An 18,839-nucleotide genomic window follows, 5' to 3' on the forward strand; every position below is an offset into this window, starting at 1 on the left:
ATCAGCAACCACATCCCGCCACTGCCGTGCTTTTTGCACTCAGCCGTGAATTACCGACCAGCTATTTTACCACCTCCTCTTGAAAGACTTGCGGACCCAGCTCCGGAGCTGGGTCCGCAAGTTCCTCAAGCAAGTCGCTCACGTTGTAACGATAGAAGGGGTCAAAACGCTTACAACGCTGAACAAAATACCACCAAATGCATATTGATTTAGCAATGACTAAATTAGATATTAAAGAAGTCATTTGACAAAAACGGAGTTTGACTATGAAGCCTTCCTTGAGAATTCTGCCGCCTTTGGCAGTAACTGCAGCGACCTTGTTCTTAGCAGCATGTGGGGGCAATAGCAGCCCCGATATTCCTACGCCACCACCGCCGCCACCACCGCCACCGCCGGTAACTTATAGCTTGAGCGGAACGGTCAGTGGTTTAGCTGGTGACTTGGTGATTAGCGCCAATACCGAAGAACTCAGCGTAACCGAAAATGGTGATATCACCTTTGTTACGGAATTTAGTTCTGGAGACGAAGTCGATGTGGCTATCGTCAGTCAGCCGCCGACGCAAACATGTGAAATCACTTCTGCGGCAAGCTTCACTTTTAGTGATGCTGATATCGATGACTTAACGATTGTTTGCACAACCCTTGAAACCTTAACCATTCGTGGGCAAATTTTTGACCCCGTCGGCACCGATGCAAACCTGACGGTGATGCCATACAGTGACAGTGTTGTCAGTAGTTCCATCGATGGCAATGGCTATTATGAGCTGGTGTTATCCACGGCCTCTTCAGCCAGTGCTGTTGAAGCTGATTCTGAAACTGCGTTGCAGCTCTTAGTGCAAGGTCAAGACGATTGGGCACCGGTGGTGTTGAGTTCGCGCCTCGTTGGCTTGTCTCATCTAGTTGAGCTGGCAGGGTCGGATCGGGTGCTCGATGCCAGTGAGCTAGCCCAAGTTAATATTGGTGCTTTCACCACCGCCAGAGATGCGCAAATTCAGATCTTAAGCCGCGACATGCCTATTAACGCAAGTACTTTGGCGCTGATTCAACAAGAGCAAGATATTTGGTTGCAGTTAGAAATGGCCGCAATGGTACAGCTCTTGATTGCAGATTTTCTGGAGGACTTAGCAGCAGCTGATCTCACCACCTTAGAAATCCTCTTAAACGTTGATTTATACACCAGCCTGCTTGGTGATCTGGACGGGGATGAGCTTGCCGCACGCGTTCAGCTACTCATCGAAGACCCGAGTTACTTAGGCGACGCTAACTGGGCCAACCTAGAAGGCGAATACATCGAGCTAGAGCCTACTGCATTCTATTTACCGCAAACTGGCGATGCAGATAACCGCTTGAAGCTTTACCTCGAAGCAGGGCAAGTGGCATTAACTGGCTTCATGAAAGAGGGCTTTACTCCGGTGGCTATCGAAGAAGATGGTCGCGTGTTGGCATTGCCTGATGATGAGCCGGCTTATTCTATCTACTTGGATGTTGACCTAGAACAGTTCGGTCTATCGGCGGAAGAAATAAGCGCCTACCAAGAGGAATTTGGCTCCAATAGCGTCGATCTTTTAACCATCTTCGAGCACGATTTTCGTCTCCTAAGCACTGATGAAAGCTCTATCACTGTGCTTAATTCTTTTCGTCATTCAACGAAAGAAAAGCGGGTTGCATCCACTCTGCTAGAGCGAGATATCGTTTTCCCTCCGGTAGTGCTGTCCAATCAAAAAAATCCGTTGGTATTTGCGAATATGGCAACCTTGCGCGAACAAGCTCCTGTGTTTGCTATCAGCAGCATGAATCAACTGCTAATACCGCTGGCTCAAATCAGTACCAATGAGGGCATTGGCATCGCAAACTTGGGGACCTTGCAAGAGGTGACACTGCATGAAAATGGTCGCGCAACAATGGGTGAAGTTGAGTTCAGTTGGAGCTTATCCGCCGACCAGCGTGAACTAACCCTATTGTTGCCATACACCACGCCTAGTGCCGTACCTGCAACCCTTGAAGCGAAACTGTTTTGGCGTAAATTTGATGACTACGCTCAAGACATGATCGCTGAGTTTAACTTTGACTCATACGGAACCCCAAAACAACAGCACATCTTAAGCCGAGCAGCAGTGTTGCCAGGGGAGAATGTTAGCTCAGATGTACTCTTGTCAACTAGCGAAACATCAGTCATAAACTACATGCTTGGTACGCATCAAAATTTGTGGGATGCCAACAAGGGAATGGTTTACTCAAACTTGCTACGGGTACCCAACGATAACGCGCCGGCAGATGGCTACCTCTTTTCTAGCGATAATGTGGCTATTACCCATCGGCTCACTTGCGAAAACTTTATATCAGCACATGAACTCGAGCAAACCGTCGCGAAGTGTCTTGACGACCAATACATATGGCAGCCGTTAGCGCCAACCACTCCGTGGCAACGCGCAGGCACAGCTATCTTTGTTGGCGGCGCAACTTGTAACCCCAACACCGAAGTATGCCCCGGCCGGTATTACCAGGTCTTAGACAGCCTCGAAGATCTTGGTGTTCATACTGTGCTGCAATCCTCGAAATACTTAGTGGAAAGTGCTGGCGTACCTAGCTACATAGAAACGTCCTATCAATTACAAACCTTGATCGGAGTATCACCAGACCCAGTGGTCAATCCCATCGAACCAACAGAGCCAATGAAGTTTGAGGCACCACTGCAAAACTACCCACGCGTATTGCAGTAATCTTGAAAGACTTGCGGACCCAGCTCCGGAGCTGGGTCCGCAAGTTCCTCCCGCACTAGCCGCGCCAGCGGCGTTCATGTATAATCCGCGCGACTAAAATTTTGACCCTTTAACTTTTAAACTTGATTGGAGAAAATCATGGCTTTAGAGCGCACTTTATCAATTATCAAGCCAGACGCTGTTGGCAAAAACGTCATCGGCGCTATCTACAACCGTTTCGAAACTGCTGGTTTCCGTATCGTTGCAGCTAAAATGATGCACCTGAGCACCGAGCAAGCAGAAGGCTTCTACGCTGAACACAAAGAGCGTCCTTTCTTCCGCGCGTTGGTAGATTTCATGACCTCTGGCCCAATCATGGTGCAAGTACTTGAAGGCGACAACGCGGTTAAACGTCACCGCGATATCATGGGTGCTACCAACCCAGCTGACGCACTGGCAGGTACCTTGCGCGCAGACTATGCTGTATCTATCGACGAGAACGCAGTACACGGTTCTGACGCAGTAGAATCAGCAGCACGTGAAATCGCTTACTTCTTCAGCGACGAAGAAATCTGCGCTCGTACTCGTTAATAATTTTGTAAGTCATCAGAGGCTCCTACCGAGCCTCTGAGCTGTTAGCTATTAGCTATTGGATATTAGTAGGAGCCCAAATCGGCAGGCCCAATATCTAATAGCTAATATCCAATATCGCACTAAGGTTTTAATTAAATGAATGCAGTTGATAAAAAAGTGAATTTGCTCGATTTGAACCGCGCCGCAATGCGTGAGTTCTTTCAAGAATTGGGCGAAAAACCATTTCGCGCTGATCAGGTGATGAAGTGGTTGTATCATTTCTGCATCGATGATTTTGACCAAATGACCAACCTTAACAAGGCGTTGCGTGAAAAACTTAAGCAAGTTGCTGAGGTGCGTGCCCCGGAAGTTCGACTGCAACAGCAGTCCGCCGATGGCACCATCAAGTTCGCGATGACCTTGTTTGATGGCCAAGACGTGGAGACGGTTTGGATCCCAGATCGTGACCGCGCCACTTTGTGCGTGAGTTCGCAGGTAGGTTGTGCACTAGAATGTACTTTCTGCTCAACGGCGCAGCAAGGGTTCAACCGGAACTTGCGCGTGGCCGAAATCATTGGCCAGGTGTGGCGGGTAAACAAACTGTTAGGTGCCTTTGGCGATACCGGCGTGAAAGCCGTGACGAACGTAGTTATGATGGGCATGGGCGAGCCTTTGCTCAACCTGACCAATGTGGTGCCAGCCATGGATCTGATGCTCGACGACAACGCTTTTGGCTTGTCCAAACGTCGCGTCACCCTGAGTACCTCGGGCGTGGTGCCGGCTTTATATAAGCTCAAAGAACAAATCGACGTGGCCTTGGCGATTTCTTTGCATGCGCCCAACGATGAGCTGCGTAACGAAATCGTACCCATCAATAAAAAGTACAATATTCAAGAGTTTTTAAAAGCTAGCCGCGATTACATCGACGGCTCTAAAGCCAACAAAAACATCACCATCGAATACGTGATGCTAGACCACATCAACGATTCGATGGAACAAGCCGCGGAACTTGCCGAGTTATTGAAAGATACCCCGAGCAAGATCAACCTGATCCCATTTAACCCATTCCCAGGCTCTGATTACGGGCGCTCCAGCAACTCACGCATTGACCGTTTTGCTAAAGTGCTGATGGAAAAAGGCTACATCGTCGTCGTCCGTCGTACTCGTGGCGATGATATTGATGCCGCTTGCGGCCAGTTAGTCGGCGATGTGATTGACCGCACCAAACGGATTCTGAAAAAGCAGCAAGCCCAACGCGGTGGCGATGGCATCGATGTCAAGGCGCTGTAAATAAGCCCGCGACCGTGCGCTGTCGCTTGACCTGAAAGGTAATCGGGTTAAGATAGCTGTCTTTACGGGGGAATTTACATGCGCACACAGCTGTACACACTGCTTATTGCGATCGTCAGCCTGGTCTTAGCCAATGGTTGCGTAAGTCAGCGTACCCTAGACGGCAAATCGCAGCCGGCTCAACAATTTGATGCGCAAGAAGCAGCACAAACGCGCTTGGCCCTTGGCCTGCAGTATTTGCGCAGCGGCAACTTTGAACAAGCCAAAGCCAATTTAGAGCGCGCCCTCAGCTATACCCCTGATAATCCAGATGTTTATACGGGCCTTGCGTTCTACTATCAGCAGGTGCGAGACCCCCAGCAAGCTGAATCCTATTACCGCCAAGCACTCAAACTGCAACCTACCGATGGTAATAATTACAACAACCTAGGCGTGCTCCTCTGCAACCAAGGCCGCTTTGCCGAAGCTGAACAGCAATTTCTGCGGGCTATCGACCAACCTGGCTACGTTAAAGTCGCAGGAACATATGAGAACTTAGCGCGCTGTGCTAATCTAGCTGGGCAGTGGCAATTAGCCGACCAATATTATCAATTAGCGCTGAACCACAGTGGCGGCAGCGTTGCCATGTTAGAAAGCTATGCGACCTTTTTATTAGCTCAGGGCAATTACCCCAAAGCTGCTGAGGTTATCGCGCAACGCGCTGATTTTCCTCAGCTTTCAGCAAGTTATTTATGGCTAGAAGTGCAATTAGCTCACGCTCAAAGAAACAATAACAAACGCGATGAGTTTGGCGCGCTCTTGTTGTCGCGTTTTCCGCAATCGGACCAAGCGCGCAATTATCAACAACTTAATAAGTAGTGGCACCGCATGACAAATAAGCAATCGAAATCAAATAACTCCAAGCCACAAACCGACGACATCTTTGCCGACGAGCACAAGGATGCTAACGCTGGCGCAAGCACCGCGCCTGCGGATGCCGCGCAAGACTCTGGCCCAGAAACCGGCTCAGAAGCCGGGCAAGAGCACAGCCAAGAAACCGAGTCTCAAAGCAGCAGCGAAGCAGCCTACAGCGGCGAAACCGCTGGACAAATCTTGCGTGCCGCCCGCGAAGCCAAAGGCCTTAGCGAACAACAAGTAGCCGACAGCTTACGCTTGCGCTTAATTGTCATCAAAACCATCGAAGCCGATGATTTTGAAAAACTCGGCACCGCCACCTACGTACGTGGCTATTTACGCTCCATCAGCAAAGCTCTCGACGTCGACTCCGCCAAAGTCTTTGCCGCCTACCAAGCCCAAGGCTTTGGTGAAGCGCCTGCCGCCGAGCTGAAAATGCAAAGTTTCTCACGCCGCAAAGTCCGCGAGCGTAATGACAGCCGTCTGATGCTCATTAGCTACATCATCATCGCACTTGTGATTGCTATGGCCATAGCTTGGTGGTGGCAAGATTCACAAAATAACGACAGCGACGCGCAAGTTGAGCCTCGCAGCGAAGTCACCGAAACCAACAGCCCTGAAGGCAACGCCCGCCGCGCCACCACGGTCCCCTTGGACACCGGCAGCACCACCATCGGCACCAACGATGCCAGTAGCGGCAACGCAGGTAGCAGCACCAGCGGTAGTAACAGCGACAGTAACGGCGGAAATACCAGCGATATTACTAGCGACTACAGAGGTGGAAGCACTGGCGATAGCACCGGAGGCACCACAGGTGGCACTTCTGGCGGAAATACCAGCGATATTACTAGCGACAACAGCGGTGGAAGCACTAGCAATAGCACCGGTGGCAACACAGGTGGCACCTCTGGCGGAAGCACCAGCGATACTACCAGCGACAACAGCGGTGGAAGTACCAGCGATAGCACCGGCGGAACCAACACCGATGGCACCTCTGGCGAAAATACCAGCGACAGCACCAGCGGCACCACAGGTAGCAATACCGGCAGCTCCGGCAACACCGGTAGCACCACCGCCGGCCAAGACTCCCTAGTCTTAGAATTCAGTCAGCGCTGTTGGGTGAAAGTAACCGAAGCCGGCGGCAACGACATCGCCATTGGCGTCAAAGAACCCGGCTATCGCATGCCACTTACCGGCAATGCGCCGTTCGACTTGATTTTGTGTAAACCCGAAGCGGTCACCATAACCTATAACGATGCGCCCGTAGATCTAAGCAACTACCGCCGCAATCGTAGCGTTACCATGACCATCGAATAACAACCAACAGCGATCAGCTAGGAGCCGGCAGCCCTAATATCCAATAGCTAACATCGCTTTTGTTTTTAACTATCGAATTTGAACTCAAATAGGTAACCCATGCATCACAATCCAATAAAACGTCGACCATCACGCCGTATCTACGTTGGCAACGTGCCTATTGGTGACGGCGCCCCGATTGCGGTTCAGAGCATGACCAACACCGAGACCACCGATGTGGCAGCAACGGTGAAGCAAATTCAGGCCATCGCTAATGCTGGTGCTGATTTGGTGCGGGTTAGTGTGCCCACCATGGATGCTGCTGAAGCCTTTAAGTTAATCAAGCAGCAAAGCCCCATTCCGGTAGTGGCAGATATCCATTTTGATTACCGCATTGCGCTCAAAGTAGCGGAGTACGGTGTCGATTGTTTGCGCATTAACCCAGGCAACATTGGTAACGAAGAGCGCATTCGAGCAGTGGTTGATGCAGCGCGCGACCGCGGCATTCCTATTCGCATTGGGGTGAATGGTGGCTCGCTCGAAAAAGAAATTCAAGAAAAATACGGTGAACCCACTCCGGCCGCTTTGGTTGAATCAGCCATGCGCCACGTGGACATTTTAGACCGGCTAAACTTTCAAGACTTTAAAGTAAGTGTGAAAGCGTCAGACGTGTTCCTAGCGGTAGAAAGTTATCGCTTATTGGCCAAGCAAATCGAGCAGCCATTACACCTGGGTATCACCGAGGCGGGCGGCTTGCGTAGTGGCTCGGTAAAGTCATCTATTGGCTTGGGCATGCTGCTCGCCGAGGGTATCGGCGATACCTTACGGATCAGCTTAGCAGCAGACCCCGTAGAAGAAGTGAAAGTGGGCTTTGATATTTTGAAGTCGCTGCGAATTCGTAGCCGTGGCATTAATTTTATTGCATGCCCGAGCTGCTCACGGCAGGAATTTGACGTGATAGCAACGGTGAATGCCCTTGAGCAACGGCTAGAAGACATTACCACGCCGATGGACGTGTCTATCATTGGCTGCGTGGTGAATGGGCCGGGCGAAGCGCTGATCTCGCACGTGGGCTTGGCCGGCGCCAAGAATAAGAGTGGTTTTTACCTTAATGGCGAACGCCAAAAAGAACGTTTAGATAACAATAACTTAGTAGACAGATTAGAGCAGCATATTCGGTCTGAAGTGGAACGCCAGCAAAAACGAGCAGCGGCCGAACAGATTCCCGTGAAGCAAGGCTAAAGCTAGGGTATACTAGGCGCCATTTTTTATCTGTTTACGACGAAAGCGAAAGAATAACCGTGGCTAAAAACATACAAGCAATTCGGGGCATGAACGACATTTTGCCCAGCCAATCGCCTGCTTGGCAGTACGTAGAAGGCGTATTGCGACAAGTGGCGGCGCAGTATTCGTATCAAGAGATTCGTATGCCGGTACTCGAAAGTACCGACCTGTTTAAGCGCTCAATTGGCGAAGTTACCGATATCGTAGAAAAAGAAATGTACACCTTCGATGACCGCAACGGCGATAGCCTCACGTTACGGCCAGAAGGCACGGCCAGCTGTGTCCGCGCGGGTAACGAGCATGGTTTGCTCTACAACCAAACTCAGCGGCTGTGGTATTTAGGCCCTATGTTCCGGCATGAACGTCCGCAAAAAGGTCGTTATCGCCAGTTTCACCAGTTTGGTATTGAAGCGTTTGGCATGGAAGGCCCAGACATTGATGCTGAAATCATTTTGCTATCGGCCCGTCTGTGGCAACTGTTTGGCATTGCTGACCAGGTAGAGCTGCAGCTTAATTCATTAGCCTCCAACGAAGCACGTGCCCGTTATCGCGACGCCTTACGCGAGTTTTTGCGCGCTCACGAAGAGCACCTCGACGAAGATTCTAAGCGTCGCTTAGACACCAACGTGTTGCGGGTATTGGATTCTAAGTCACCAGAAACTCAAGCTATTTTGGCCAACGCGCCACGCTTATCCGAGTACTGGGATGACGAATCACGCGCGCACTTTGACGGTTTATGCCAGCGCTTAGATGCTGCCGGCATTAACTACAGCCTGAACGAACGCTTGGTACGTGGGCTAGATTACTACAACCGCACCGTGTTTGAGTGGGTCACCACCGAACTTGGCGCGCAAGGCACCGTGTGTGCCGGCGGTCGCTACGATGGCTTAGTTGAACAGCTTGGTGGTAAAGCAACCCCAGCTGTGGGCTTTGCGATGGGCATGGAGCGCTTGGTGTTATTACTGGAATCACAAGGTAAAATTCCACCAGCTGCCAGCATTGATGTGTACGTGATGGGCGCTACCGAAACTGGGGAACTTAACGCCCCAGCCGTTGCCGAAACCATTCGTAACCTGCAGCCGCAACTGATGGTACAACTGCACAGCGGCGCGCAGAACATGAAGAAGAAGCTAGCCAAAGCGGACAAATCTGGAGCCACCTTTGCGCTAGTCGTACGCGATAACGATTATGAATTAAAGCATTTGCGTAACCGTGATGCCGAGCCGGTCACCGCCGCCGCCATCCCGGATTTATTGGGTGAAATGCAAAAGAGCTATTAGACATTAGCTATTAGACATTAGGCACGAGCAGCTGCGGCAACGGGTTTTGTAATATCCAATAGCTAACAGCTAACAGCTAGGTTTTTACAACCTACCAACGAGGTTAAACATGGAAACTGAAGAACAACAAGTCGAACAAATCAAACAGTTTTGGAAAGATCACGGTAAAGGCATCGTTGCTGGCTTAGTGATTGGTTTTGCACTGTTTTACGGATGGCGCTATTACGATGCGCAAACCATCGCCAAGCAAGAGCAGCAATCGAGCGACTATGCTCAAATCGTTGCTAAGCTTACCGCCGAAGATGAGCAAGCCTCGGTAGCGGCACAAGAATTTATGAGCGCCAACAGCGGCAGCACCTACGCCCATTTGGCGGCGTTAGAACTAGCTGGTGCCGCAGCTAAACAAGGCGATTTAGCTACCGCAGTAAGCGCGTTGCAAAGCGTGCGCGACCAAGCCAAAGGCGCTTTGAAAGCCGTTGCTGATATCCGTCAGGCGCGCTTATTGTTCGCCCAAGAGCAATATGACGCAGCTTTAGCAGCCGTGCAAGCCGCAGAAACTATGGAAGGTTTTCAGGCCATCGCAGCTGAAATTAAAGGGGATGTGTTGCAAGCTAAAGGCGATTTAGCCGGCGCGCGTGCAGCCTATCAAGCAGCAGTAGCGGCTAATCCGAACAGCTTGGCTGATTTAAAACTTAAAAGCATTCCGGCGGCATCATGAAATTAGCAGTAACAGCAAAACTCACCGCAGTAGCCTTGGCTGGTTTAGTGCTAGCAGGGTGCTCGATATTTGACGACGAAGAACCTACCTATAAGTTCTTGCAGCCGTTTGATCAGCAAGTGCAGCCACGGGTAGTGTGGGAAGAGTCGGTAGGCAGTGGCGTGGGCGATTTTTTCTCGCACCTAAACCCGGTGACCGATGCTGAACGTATTTTTGCCGCCGACCGCGAAGGCGTAGTAGCCGCATTAAACAAAGCTAACGGCCAAACCATTTGGCAAGTAAACCTGCTGGATATGTTAGGTTTAGAAAGCGGCGGTTTTTGGAGCAGCGGCGAACCAGTTCGAATCAGCGGCGGCTTGACCTTAGCAGAAGGGCGCTTGTACCTAGCCAGTGAGAATGGCGATGTGGTGGTGCTAAATGCCGATAACGGCGAGCTGATTTGGCATGCCCAAGTTGATAGTGAAATCTTAGCCGATCCGGCCGTGGGCGACGGTTTGGTGGTTGTCAAAGGCGCTACCGGTGAGGTGATTGCGCTTGATGCAGAAACCGGCGAGCAAGTGTGGGACATGGTCACCGAATCGCCAGCCTTAAGTCTTCGTGGCACGGCGGCACCAGTTATGACCGCAGGCGGGGTGTTTGTTGGCACCGCGACCGGTAAGTTGATGGTTATTATCGCTGAAAACGGCCAACCAGCCTGGGAGGCGCGCTTAGCGGTACCTAAAGGCAATACCGAATTACAGCGCATGGTGGATTTAGATTCGGCCGCAGTGGTATCGGGTGGCTTAGCTTATAACGTAGCTTACAACGGCCAATTAGCAGCCATCGAATTGCGTACCGGCCGTACCGTATGGACGCGCGAATACTCGTCGTTTCAAAACCTGATCATGGCGGGTGGCCGATTATTCTTAACCGACCATGAAGACACCGTGAGCTCAGTGAACACTGATGGCGGCGTAGAGATCTGGTCGAACACCGATTATACCGGCCGTGGCTTAACCGCACCGGTGCGCTTTGGCAATTACATTGTGGTGGGTGACAGCTTAGGTTACCTGCACTTTTTAGATTTATTAAGCGGTGACACCGTGGGCCGCTTAGAAGTAGGCGAAGGCGTTTATGTGGCGCCGGTAGCCGATGGCGATACCTTGTATTTACAATTACGCGACGGCACGTTACTCGCGGTAAGGATTTAAACCTATATGTTACCCGTAGTGGCCCTGGTCGGGCGCCCCAATGTGGGCAAATCAACCCTGTTTAATCGTTTAACCCGCACGCGTGATGCGCTAGTGGCGGACTTTCCTGGGCTAACGCGTGATCGCAAATACGGCCAGGCGAACTACGACGGGTACCAATTTATTGTGGTGGACACCGCGGGTGTGCACGGCGACGAAGAAGGCATCGATGCGGAGATGGCGGCGCAATCCTTGCGGGCCATCGACGAAGCCGACGTGGTGCTATTTATGGTGGATGCTCGCGATGGTATCACAGCCGCCGATATGGGCATTGCCGCACACTTGCGTCGCATTGGCAAACAGGCCTACGTGGTTGCTAATAAAATCGACGGTATCGACGCTAACGCGGCACGGGCGGATTTCTACGAGCTAGGCCTAGGCGAAGTGTATGGCATTGCTGCGGCTCATGGCCGCGGCGTAGAGGCCTTGCTACAAGGCTGCTTTGACCCGTTATTAGAAGCTTACCCCGAGGTGAAAATTCCGGTTGCTGCCAGTGGCGAAGCGGTAGATATCGACGCTGAAGGTAATCTGATTGATGCCGAAGGCGCCGTGGTTGAGCCCGACGAAGATGGCAATATTTATGACCCGGAAGGCAATATCGTGGATGCCGACGGCCATATTATTGACCATGAAGGCAACATCATCGGTCAGCTGGGTACTCGTGATCACGACGAAATTGATTACGATGCACTGCCGCTGAAACTTGCCATTGTCGGTCGGCCTAACGTGGGTAAATCGACCCTAACCAACCGTATTCTTGGTGAAGAACGGGTGGTGGTGTATGACATGCCAGGCACCACCCGCGATTCGGTGTATATTCCGATGGAGCGCGATGGTCGCCAATATATTTTGATTGATACCGCCGGTGTACGTCGCCGTGGCCGCATTGATGAAACCGTAGAAAAATTCTCGGTCATCAAAACCCTGCAAGCCATCGAAGACGCCAACGTGGTGATTGCGGTGATGGATGCGCGCGAAACCGTTTCAGATCAAGACCTGAACCTGATTGGCTTTGCCTTAAATGCCGGTCGTTCGATCGTGATTGCGGTGAACAAATGGGATGGCCTCTCGAACGATCAGCGCGAAGAAATCAAACGCGAGCTAGACCGTCGCTTAGGCTTTGTTGATTTTGCGCGAGTGCATTTTATCTCCGCACTGCATGGCAGCGGCGTCGGCAACTTGTTTGAGTCGGTACTAGAAGCTTACGCCTCGGCGTCAGCGCGCGTAGGTACAGCAAAACTTACCCGTATTCTAGAAGCCGCTGTCGATGACCATCAGCCGCCGTTGGTGAGCGGACGTCGGGTGAAACTCAAGTACGCCCACGCCGGTGGCTACAACCCACCGCGTATAATCGTACACGGCAACCAAGTGGATCACCTGCCTAACTCGTACAAGCGTTATCTGATGAACTACTTCCGCAAGAGCTTAGCGGTGATGGGTACCCCCATCAAGGTGGAGTTTAAAGAGTCGGTAAACCCGTTTGCCGGCCGCAAGAATAAACTCACCATGACCCAAATGCGCAAACGTAAGCGCTTGATGAAGTTTATTAAAAAGAGAAAGTAGGTGTAGCCTATGGTGCGCATCGACAAATGGTTATGGGCAGCGCGGTTTTACAAAACCCGCTCGCTAGCACGCCAAATGGTGCAATCCGGTAAAGTATCGGTAGATGGCCAGAAGTGTAAGCCAGCCAAAATGGTCAACGTGGGGCAGCTGATCAAAGCCCCGCGCGGCCATGATCTATTTGAAGTTGAAGTGTTAGGTCTGAGCGAAAACCGCCTCAGTGCTCCGCTGGCCCAAGAGCTTTACCGAGAAACCCCAGCCAGCATCGAGCGGCGCGAAAAAGAAGCCGAGCTGCGCAAAATGAATGCGCTTTATAATCCGCACCCCGACCACAAACCCGACAAAAAAGAACGCCGCCAATTGCTGAAGTTCAAACAGCAATAACAGCGGCGTTGTTATGTTCGGCGGCACTTAGCCCACTAAATCGGCTTCACTAAACACATATTGTGCGTTGCAATATTCGCAGGTCATCACGATTTCGCCATCTTGCGTTAAAATCTCATGCAGCTCGCTTGGCTCTACCGTGGCTAACGCCTCTAGCGTACGCTCACGCGAACAACCACACTCAAAACTAACCGGCATTGGCGGATACACTTCTACTTGTTCTTCATGATACAAGCGGTGCAGTACTTCAGTGCCAGGCAAACTGTAGAGTTCGGCAGCGGTCATGGTGGCAGTAAGATGTTGCAAGTGCTCAAACCCAGTCAAATCTTTGCCAGCCGCCGGCATCACCTGCAATAGCATCCCCGCTGCATGTTCGCCATCGGCGTGCAACCACAAGCGCGTGTTTAACTGCTCCGATTGCATAAAATAGTTTTCAATAATTTCCGCAATGCTATCGCCATCACCGCTCACTACCCCTTGATAGCGCTCGCCCTCAAGTGGGGTTAGGGTAATCACCATCACCGCTTTGCCCAACAACTCACGCAGCCCGGTCTGCTCATCGCTGATGGCTTCACGCACGCGGGCGATACCGCGTAGTTGCTGATGATGCGAACCATTCACCGCCAAAAAGTTAATCGGGCCATCGCCTTGCAGCTGCAACGCAATATGGCCTTCAAACTTCAAGGTTGCCGTTAACAGCGAGGTGGCCGCCATCAATTCGCCTAACAGGCGTTGTACTGGCGCCGCATAATCATGTCCTTGTAGCATCCGCTGGTAGCTACTGGTAAGCTGCACTAATTCGCCGCGCACATCTTGGTCAATAAAGGTGTAGCGTAACAGCTGATCGGTTGGGTAATTCATAGGTTCATCCACAACAGTAATATTAATGTAAGAAGTTGTAGGCATTATACCAGATTCCGCAATTTTGATCTGTTCACTTGGCGCAGAGCAAGCTAGAATGACCTAACCATGCAGATGTCACAAAATTATAACGAAAGCGCATTAATCATCCATGCAGATACAGAATAATCAAGCCGTTGCCCTGTTGCAGCGTTACGGCAACAGCCTTATTACCGCCGTATGTGCCGTCGTTGCCGTGTGGTTTGCCGCCCAGCTCACCTGGCAGCTGATCACACCTCGCGCGGAGGTGCCAACCGGCCCGATTCGCCAGCCAGCCAGTGCCAATAGCAACGTTGCGCCAAGCATCAGTGGCCTCGTGCGGCTGCAATTATTTGGCAGCGCCGAGGTCAAACAACAGCCGCAAGTGGCCGCTCAGAACGCCCCCAAAACCACCTTGAATGTGCGCCTGTTAGGGGTGTCAGCCTCCTCTGACCCCGGCCGTTCGGCCGCCATCATTGAACGTACCGGTAAACAAGAAGTCTATGTGGTGGGCGAAAAACTATCGGGCACGCAGGTGGGTATTCACGAAATTTACGCCGACCGCGTGATCCTAGATAACAACGGTCGCTTAGAAACCTTAGAGCTAGAAGGCATAGGTGAGTTAAGCGAAGGCTTATCGCTAACCATGGCGAACATGCAGCGTAACAATAATCAAGCCGGCGCCAACGTTGCGGCCGGGCCCGTCGCCGGTGGCTTACCGCCTACGGCAACCGACCGCGGCGTGCCCGCCACTGACCCAGGCCCACAGCTTGAAGGCGCCGCCCAAGCCAAAGCGCAAGCCTTGCTTACTTTTATTCGGATAGCGCCGGTGCGCGAAGGTAGCGGCTTAAAAGGCTATCGCCTATCGCCCGGAGCCAACCCCGCGCTGTTTAACCAAGCCGGGTTTAAAAGCGGCGATTTAGCCGTGGCCATCAATGGCCAAGATTTAACCAACATCGCCACCGCCATCAAACTAACTAATGAGTTGGCGACCATGACCGCTGCCACTGTCACCGTGGTGCGCGGCACTGAATACATCGACTTGCGATTAGATATCAATGATTTACCGCAAGGTGAAGAGTAATGAAAGGAACCCGTATGCGTAAAACCTCACTTTCGGTCGCTATCGCCTTGGGCCTCGCGCTCGGCGCTGCCTACACCGCTCCTGAGCAAGCCTTCGCGCAAGCTGCACGGCAGGCTCAAGATAAACCGGTGGAATATACGGCCAGCTTTAAAAACACCGAAATCACTGAGTTTATTCAGGTGGTGGGCCGTAACCTCGGCAAAACCATCATCATCGATCCCGACGTGCGCGGCCGCATTGATGTGCGTAGCTACGATGTGATGACCGAATCGCAATACTGGCAGTTCTTTTTAAATATCTTAGAAGTGCACGGCTTTGCCACGGTCACCATGGAGTCTGGGGTGATTAAAGTGATGCGCGACAAAGACGCACGCAACGGTGCCATTCCGGTAGTTGACGATAACTCGTTAGGTGGCGATACCTTGATCACCCGTGTGGTGCCGGTGCAAAACGTGGCCGTACGAGAGCTAGCGCCATTATTGCGGTTGCTCAATGACCAAGCCGGCGGCGGCAACGTGGTCAACTACGATTCGTCGAACGTGCTGATCATTACTGGCCGCAGCGAGACTGTGCAGCGTATTGTGGAGATTGTTGAGCGCGTCGACCGTGCCGGAAACCAAGACGTTGAAGTGATTAAACTCGAGTACGCGTCGGCCTCAGAGGTGGTGCGGATTGCCTCGGCTTTGTTTGAAAAAACCAACGATGGCTCGCCTGCGTTGTTGATCCCTAAAATCGTTGCCGACGAACGTACCAACAGCGTGGTGGTTAGTGGTGAGCCGCGCGCCCGCGAGCGAGTGGTGAAACTCATCAACCAGCTCGATCAAGATTTGAAAACCGAAGGTAACACCCGCGTCTATTACCTGAAATATGCTAAGGCGCCTGATTTAGTGGACGTATTGCAAGGCGTGAGCCAAAGCTTACAAGCCGAAAAAGCTGCCTCGGGTGGTGGCAACGTGCCGGCAGCCGCCGCGCGCCGCACCGGTGGCAGCAGCGCCGAAATCAGTATCAGCGCTCACGAAGCCAGCAACTCGTTGGTCATTACCGCTGCGCCTGATTTGCTGACTAGCCTAGAAAGCGTGATTCGGCAGTTAGATATTCGCCGCGCCCAAGTGCATGTAGAAGCCATTATCGTAGAAATCATGGAAGGCGATGGTATCGATTTAGGCCTGCAATGGATTAGCGAAGACGGCGGCATGGTGCAGTACAACAACGGTCGCCAAGCGCCTATCGGTCAGCTCGCTTTGGGTGCTTACATGGCGCGCGAGCGTGAAGGAACCACCACCACCCAGATAGACAATGCCGGCAACCCATTAACCACCAGTCAGCCGGACACTCCCGGCGATGCTTCGTTATTGGCGCAGGTATTAGGTAACGTGAACGGCATGATGGTTGGCGTATTGCGTAACGATTGGGGCGCTATCATTCAAGCGGTGAGCAGCAACACCAACTCGAACATCTTGGCCACGCCCAGCATCATGACCTTGGATAACGAAGAAGCCTCGTTTTTGGTGGGCCAATCGGTACCTACTATTACCGGCTCAACCACCGGCTCTAATAACGACAATCCGTTTCAGACAGTAGAGCGTGAAGACGTAGGTATTAAGCTTAAAGTCACCCCACAAATCAACGAAGGTAACGCCGTACAATTGGTGATTGAGCAGGAAGTGTCCAGCATCAGTGGGGCTACCAGCGTCGATATCATTGTCAACAAACGTGAGCTGAGCACCGTGGTGATGGCCGAAGACGGCGAAACCATAGTGCTGGGCGGCCTGATTGACGAAGACGTGCAAGAGTCCGTCTCCAAAGTGCCATTGTTGGGCGATATTCCTTGGTTGGGCAACCTCTTTAAGAGCACCTCAACCACCCGTCAAAAACGTAACCTGATGGTATTTTTACGGCCCCGCATTGTGCGCGATAGTGGCGTAGCAAGCCAGATCTCCAGCCGTAAGTACAACTTTATTCGGGCCCAGCAATTGCAGCGCGACGAAGAGGGCATCGCCTTGATGCCACTCACCTCACAGCCGCGCTTGCCAGAATACAATGATGAGCTGATCTTGCCACCGAACTGGGAGCAGGGTTTGGAGGAAGGGGAGCAGGATAACAATGACTGATATCGCTGATGTTGCCGCGCAAGTGGCACCGAAGCGGTTGCCGTTTGCGTTTGCCAAACGTCACGGAGTGATAGTGGCCATGCCGGCGTCCGCGCCTGACAATACTGATGTAGCCGCCGACGAATCCACCGAGGTCACGAGTAAGCCGGTGGTGCATGCGCGCCAGGGCGTTAGCCCCCACACCTTGCTTGAAGTACGGCGGGTGCTCGGGCGTAGCTTTGCCATTGAGTATCACCCTAACGACGAGTTTGAGGCCATCCTCACCCAAGCCTATCAGCGCGATTCGTCTGAAGCGAAACAGCTGATGGAAGATATAGGTAACGAAAGCAACCTGTTCTCGTTAGCCGATGAGCTACCGCAAACCGAAGATTTATTAGAAAGCGAAGACGATGCGCCCATCATCAAGCTTATCAACGCCATGTTGTCTGAGGCGATCAAAGAAGGCGCTTCAGATATCCATATCGAAACCTTTGAAAAAGAACTGTTGGTGCGCTTTCGGATAGACGGCGTACTGCGCGAAATCATTCGCCCCAATCGCAAGTTAAGCTCGCTGTTGGTGTCACGCATCAAGGTCATGGCGCAGCTTGATATCGCAGAAAAGCGGGTGCCACAAGATGGCCGTATTAGCTTGCTGATTGCCGGCCGTGCCGTAGATGTGCGGGTATCAACCATGCCATCTAACCATGGCGAGCGGGTAGTACTGCGCTTGCTCGACAAAAACAATGCGCGTTTGAACCTCGAACAACTGGGCATGACCGAAGCCAACCGCAAGGTCTTTTCGCAGTTGATCAACAAACCACACGGCATCATTTTGGTGACCGGACCCACCGGCTCGGGTAAATCCACCACCTTGTACGCCGGCTTGATGGAAATTAATTCGCGCGACCGAAATATTTTGACCGTTGAAGACCCGATTGAATATTCCATCGAAGGCATCGGCCAAATGCAGGTAAATGCCAAAGTTGATATGACCTTTGCCCGTGGTTTGCGTGCTATCTTGCGGCAAGACCCAGACGTGGTGATGGTGGGTGAGATCCGCGACGTAGAAACCGCGCAAATTGGTGTACAGGCCTCGTTAACCGGGCACTTGGTACTCTCTACGTTGCACACCAACACCGCCGCTGGCGCTATTTCGCGGCTAGAAGACATGGGCGTGGAGCCCTTCTTGCTGTCGTCGTCGTTACTGGCGGTACTGGCGCAGCGCTTAGTACGTACCCTGTGCGACGACTGCAAAGAAGCCTACGACGCCACCGCAGACGAACTGGCCTACGTGGCTGATGCCTTTGAGATTAAAAAGAAAAAAGGCGCAACCTTGTATCGTGCGGTGGGCTGCGACAAGTGTAATCACACCGGCTATCGCGGCCGTACCGGTATCCATGAGCTGTTAGTGGTGGACGAGAAAGTCCGTGAACTTATCCACAGCGGACATGGTGAACAAGCTATCGAAAAATATGCCCGCAAACACGCTCCCAGCATCCGTGACGACGGCTTAGCTAAGGTGCTGCAAGGCCGCACCACTTTAGAAGAAGTGTTGCGGGTAACGCGCGAGGAGTAGGGC

At 52.1% G+C, this 18,839-nt stretch carries 15 protein-coding genes; 14 read left to right on the forward strand and 1 reads right to left on the reverse strand.

What is annotated here, in order from left to right:
- Positions 1-266 precede the first annotated feature (266 nt).
- From AB8S08_RS02290 to AB8S08_RS02340, 11 genes are all read left to right on the forward strand, one after another.
- On the forward strand, positions 267-2,720 hold the full coding sequence (locus AB8S08_RS02290) for a hypothetical protein (protein WP_369743337.1): 2,454 nt from the start codon (positions 267-269) through the stop codon (positions 2,718-2,720).
- Between the two features lie 138 nt (positions 2,721-2,858).
- Positions 2,859-3,290, forward strand: a complete 432-nt coding sequence (gene ndk, locus AB8S08_RS02295; protein ID WP_153826856.1) for a nucleoside-diphosphate kinase — start codon at positions 2,859-2,861, stop codon at positions 3,288-3,290.
- Between the two features lie 138 nt (positions 3,291-3,428).
- The gene (locus AB8S08_RS02300) at positions 3,429-4,562 is read left to right on the forward strand and encodes a bifunctional tRNA (adenosine(37)-C2)-methyltransferase TrmG/ribosomal RNA large subunit methyltransferase RlmN (protein ID WP_369743339.1); all 1,134 of its coding nucleotides are present in this window, start codon (positions 3,429-3,431) and stop codon (positions 4,560-4,562) included.
- A 78-nt stretch (positions 4,563-4,640) separates the two neighbouring features.
- Complete coding sequence (gene pilW, locus AB8S08_RS02305) at positions 4,641-5,420, forward strand: type IV pilus biogenesis/stability protein PilW (protein ID WP_369743340.1); 780 nt, start codon at positions 4,641-4,643, stop codon at positions 5,418-5,420.
- 9 nt (positions 5,421-5,429) lie between these two features.
- Positions 5,430-6,773, forward strand: a complete 1,344-nt coding sequence (locus AB8S08_RS02310) for a RodZ domain-containing protein (protein WP_369743342.1) — start codon at positions 5,430-5,432, stop codon at positions 6,771-6,773.
- A gap of 99 nt (positions 6,774-6,872) precedes the next feature.
- Positions 6,873-7,994 carry a flavodoxin-dependent (E)-4-hydroxy-3-methylbut-2-enyl-diphosphate synthase gene (gene ispG / locus AB8S08_RS02315; protein ID WP_153826852.1) on the forward strand — a complete coding sequence of 374 codons (1,122 nt, stop codon included), beginning with the start codon at positions 6,873-6,875 and terminating at the stop codon, positions 7,992-7,994.
- A 59-nt stretch (positions 7,995-8,053) separates the two neighbouring features.
- A complete protein-coding gene (hisS, locus tag AB8S08_RS02320; RefSeq protein ID WP_369743344.1) occupies positions 8,054-9,316 on the forward strand; it encodes a histidine--tRNA ligase in 1,263 nt (420 codons plus the stop codon).
- 109 nt (positions 9,317-9,425) lie between these two features.
- On the forward strand, positions 9,426-10,034 hold the full coding sequence (locus tag AB8S08_RS02325; RefSeq protein ID WP_153826851.1) for a tetratricopeptide repeat protein: 609 nt from the start codon (positions 9,426-9,428) through the stop codon (positions 10,032-10,034).
- The gene (gene bamB / locus AB8S08_RS02330; RefSeq protein ID WP_369743346.1) at positions 10,031-11,224 is read left to right on the forward strand and encodes an outer membrane protein assembly factor BamB; all 1,194 of its coding nucleotides are present in this window, start codon (positions 10,031-10,033) and stop codon (positions 11,222-11,224) included. Before AB8S08_RS02325 ends, bamB begins: the two co-directional genes overlap by 4 nt.
- Positions 11,225-11,230: 6 nt before the next feature.
- Positions 11,231-12,826, forward strand: coding sequence for a ribosome biogenesis GTPase Der (gene der / locus AB8S08_RS02335; protein WP_369743348.1), 1,596 nt, complete (start codon positions 11,231-11,233; stop codon positions 12,824-12,826).
- A gap of 9 nt (positions 12,827-12,835) precedes the next feature.
- Positions 12,836-13,207, forward strand: a complete 372-nt coding sequence (locus AB8S08_RS02340; RefSeq protein ID WP_110076519.1) for an RNA-binding S4 domain-containing protein — start codon at positions 12,836-12,838, stop codon at positions 13,205-13,207.
- 27 nt (positions 13,208-13,234) lie between these two features.
- Here the strand turns inward: AB8S08_RS02340 and hslO are convergent, their stop codons facing one another.
- Positions 13,235-14,068: an Hsp33 family molecular chaperone HslO gene (hslO, locus tag AB8S08_RS02345; protein ID WP_110076550.1), complete on the reverse strand. Its 834-nt coding sequence runs from the start codon at positions 14,066-14,068 to the stop codon at positions 13,235-13,237.
- 151 nt (positions 14,069-14,219) lie between these two features.
- Between hslO and gspC the strand changes: the two genes are divergently transcribed.
- Genes gspC through gspE form a run of 3 tightly spaced genes read left to right on the forward strand, consistent with a single transcriptional unit; the run spans position 14,220 to position 18,836 of the window.
- Positions 14,220-15,170, forward strand: a complete 951-nt coding sequence (gspC, locus tag AB8S08_RS02350; protein WP_369743349.1) for a type II secretion system protein GspC — start codon at positions 14,220-14,222, stop codon at positions 15,168-15,170.
- Positions 15,170-17,281 carry a type II secretion system secretin GspD gene (gene gspD / locus AB8S08_RS02355; RefSeq protein WP_369743351.1) on the forward strand — a complete coding sequence of 704 codons (2,112 nt, stop codon included), beginning with the start codon at positions 15,170-15,172 and terminating at the stop codon, positions 17,279-17,281. Before gspC ends, gspD begins: the two co-directional genes overlap by 1 nt.
- Entirely contained in the window at positions 17,274-18,836 is a 1,563-nt protein-coding gene (gene gspE / locus AB8S08_RS02360; protein WP_369743352.1) for a type II secretion system ATPase GspE, read from the forward strand. The genes gspD and gspE overlap by 8 nt, the downstream gene beginning before the upstream one ends.
- Positions 18,837-18,839: the final 3 nt, after the last annotated feature.

Origin of the sequence: Pseudidiomarina sp. PP-1MA, assembly GCF_041200125.1 — a bacterium.
GTDB classification, from domain to species: Bacteria; Pseudomonadota; Gammaproteobacteria; order Enterobacterales; family Alteromonadaceae; genus Pseudidiomarina; species Pseudidiomarina fusca.

What these genes read in the sequence shown, in the direction of transcription:
- AB8S08_RS02290 (WP_369743337.1), top strand. Translation starts at nt 267, where the DNA reads ATGAAGCCTTCCTTGAGAATTCTGCCGCCTTTGGCAGTAACTGCAGCG.
- pilW (WP_369743340.1), top strand. Translation starts at nt 4,641, where the DNA reads ATGCGCACACAGCTGTACACACTGCTTATTGCGATCGTCAGCCTGGTC.
- hslO (WP_110076550.1), bottom strand. Translation starts at nt 14,068, where the DNA reads ATGAATTACCCAACCGATCAGCTGTTACGCTACACCTTTATTGACCAA.
- ispG (WP_153826852.1), top strand. Translation starts at nt 6,873, where the DNA reads ATGCATCACAATCCAATAAAACGTCGACCATCACGCCGTATCTACGTT.
- gspE (WP_369743352.1), top strand. Translation starts at nt 17,274, where the DNA reads ATGACTGATATCGCTGATGTTGCCGCGCAAGTGGCACCGAAGCGGTTG.
- AB8S08_RS02300 (WP_369743339.1), top strand. Translation starts at nt 3,429, where the DNA reads ATGAATGCAGTTGATAAAAAAGTGAATTTGCTCGATTTGAACCGCGCC.
- AB8S08_RS02310 (WP_369743342.1), top strand. Translation starts at nt 5,430, where the DNA reads ATGACAAATAAGCAATCGAAATCAAATAACTCCAAGCCACAAACCGAC.
- gspD (WP_369743351.1), top strand. Translation starts at nt 15,170, where the DNA reads ATGAAAGGAACCCGTATGCGTAAAACCTCACTTTCGGTCGCTATCGCC.
- gspC (WP_369743349.1), top strand. Translation starts at nt 14,220, where the DNA reads ATGCAGATACAGAATAATCAAGCCGTTGCCCTGTTGCAGCGTTACGGC.
- ndk (WP_153826856.1), top strand. Translation starts at nt 2,859, where the DNA reads ATGGCTTTAGAGCGCACTTTATCAATTATCAAGCCAGACGCTGTTGGC.
- AB8S08_RS02325 (WP_153826851.1), top strand. Translation starts at nt 9,426, where the DNA reads ATGGAAACTGAAGAACAACAAGTCGAACAAATCAAACAGTTTTGGAAA.
- der (WP_369743348.1), top strand. Translation starts at nt 11,231, where the DNA reads ATGTTACCCGTAGTGGCCCTGGTCGGGCGCCCCAATGTGGGCAAATCA.
- bamB (WP_369743346.1), top strand. Translation starts at nt 10,031, where the DNA reads ATGAAATTAGCAGTAACAGCAAAACTCACCGCAGTAGCCTTGGCTGGT.
- AB8S08_RS02340 (WP_110076519.1), top strand. Translation starts at nt 12,836, where the DNA reads ATGGTGCGCATCGACAAATGGTTATGGGCAGCGCGGTTTTACAAAACC.